Consider the following 2,428-nt stretch of genomic DNA (forward strand, 5'->3'; position numbering starts at 1 on the left):
TGGTCAAGGTCACCATTACCGCCGACCAGACTTCGGTCGCGGAAAACGTCAAACCGACCTTCACCGTGCACATCAACCAGCCGCTGGACCACGACCTGGTCGTGACCCTGAGCAATGATGCGACCGTGACCATCAAGGCTGGCGACACCAGCGCGCCATACGAGCACGCGGCACAGGGCGATGACGTCTACAACGACGCCGGTCAGATCAGTGTGGGTATCAAGTCGGCGGTAGACGTCGATGGTCGTACCTTCGAGAACCTGCAACTGGGTAATGCGGCGAAGGTTGATGTCACCGACACCACCGACGAAGTCATCGCGAAGCTGACCGCGACCCCGTCGGTCACCGAAGGCGGCGAGATCACCTACACCATCACGCTGACCAACAAAGACGGCCTGCCGATCAACAACCACTCGGCGCTGACCTTCACGCTGAACGATGGCAAGACCACCATCACCGTGCCGGCCAATGGCACCGTGGGCACCACCACCGTCACCGCACCGGACAACGTCTACACCGGCACCAACGACTCGATCGTGAAATCGATCGCCTCGGTCAGCGGTGACGACGTCGGCAAGTTCGAGCAGCTGACCCTGGACAAGGCCCCGGTCACCACCACCGTCACCGACGAACCGGGTTCGGGTACGCCAGGCACTGGCAACGAAGGCGATCTGGTACTGGTGACCATCACCGCTGACCAGACCTCGGTGGCCGAGAACGTCAAACCGACCTTCACCGTGCACATCAACCAGCCGCTGGACCACGACCTGGTCGTGACCCTCAGCAATGATGCGACCGTGACCATCAAGGCTGGCGACACCAGCGCGCCATACGAGCACGCGGCACAGGGCGATGACGTCTACAACGACGCCGGTCAGATCAGTGTGGGTATCAAGTCGGCGGTGGACGTCGATGGTCGTACCTTCGAAAACCTGCAGCTGGGTAATGCGGCGAAGGTTGATGTCACCGACACCACCGACGAAGTCATCGCCAAGCTGACCGCGACCCCGTCGGTCACCGAAGGCGGCGAGATCACCTACACCATCACGCTGACCAACAAAGACGGCCTGCCGATCAACAACCACTCGGCGCTGACCTTCACGCTGAACGATGGCAAGACCACCATCACCGTGCCGGCCAACGGCACCGTGGGTACTACCACCGTCATTGCCCCGGACAATGTCTACACCGGCACCAACGACCCAGTGATCAAGTCGATCGCTTCGGTCAGCGGCGATGACGTGGGCAAGTTCGAGCAGCTGACCCTGGACAAGGCGCCGGTCACCACTACCGTCACCGACGAGCCAGGCTCGGGCACCCCGGGCACTGGCAACGAAGGCGATCTGGTGCTGGTCACCATTACCGCCGACCAGACTTCGGTCGCGGAAAACGTCAAACCGACCTTCACCGTGCACATCAACCAGCCGCTGGACCACGACCTGGTCGTGACCCTCAGCAATGATGCGACCGTGACCATCAAGGCTGGCGACACCAGCGCGCCATACGAGCACGCGGCGCAAGGCGATGACGTCTACAACGACGCTGGCCAGATCAGCATGGGCATCAAGTCCGCCGTGGACGTGGATGGTCGTACCTTCGAGAACCTGCAACTGGGCGGCAACGCCTCCGTTCAGGTCACCGATACCACCGATGAAGTGGTGGCCAAGCTGACCGCGACCCCGTCGGTCACCGAAGGCGGCGAGATCACCTACACCATCACGCTGACCAACAAAGACGGCCTGCCGATCAACAACCACTCGGCGCTGACCTTCACGCTGAACGATGGCAAGACCACCATCACCGTGCCGGCCAACGGCACCGTGGGTACTACCACCGTCATTGCCCCGGACAATGTCTACACCGGCACCAACGACCCAGTGATCAAGTCGATCGCTTCGGTCAGCGGCGACGACGTGGGCAAGTTCGAGCAGCTGACCCTGGACAAGGCCCCGGTCACCACTACCGTCACCGACGAGCCAGGTTCGGGTACCCCGGGCACTGGCAACGAAGGCGATCTGGTGCTGGTCACCATTACCGCCGACCAGACTTCGGTCGCGGAAAACGTCAAACCGACCTTCACCGTGCACATCAACCAGCCGCTGGACCACGACCTGGTCGTGACCCTGAGCAATGATGCGACCGTGACCATCAAGGCTGGCGACACCAGCGCGCCATACGAGCACGCGGCACAGGGCGATGACGTCTACAACGACGCCGGTCAGATCAGTGTGGGCATCAAGTCGGCGGTGGACGTCGATGGTCGTACCTTCGAAAACCTGCAGCTGGGTAATGCGGCGAAGGTTGATGTCACCGACACCACCGACGAAGTCATCGCGAAGCTGACCGCCACCCCGTCGGTCACCGAAGGCGGCGAAATCACCTACACCATCACGCTGACCAACAAAGACGGCCTGCCGATCAACAACCA

General features: G+C 61.8%; 1 protein-coding gene. It reads left to right on the top strand.

All coding sequences use genetic code 11. The annotated features are described in order from the left end of the window. On the top strand, positions 1–2,428 hold a 2,428-nt coding region (locus ACF8MI_RS26030; RefSeq protein WP_392518081.1), incomplete at both ends, for an immunoglobulin-like domain-containing protein.

The organism is Pseudomonas sp. yb_9 (assembly GCF_043103635.1).
In the GTDB taxonomy this organism is placed as follows: Bacteria; Pseudomonadota; Gammaproteobacteria; order Pseudomonadales; family Pseudomonadaceae; genus Aquipseudomonas; species Aquipseudomonas monteilii.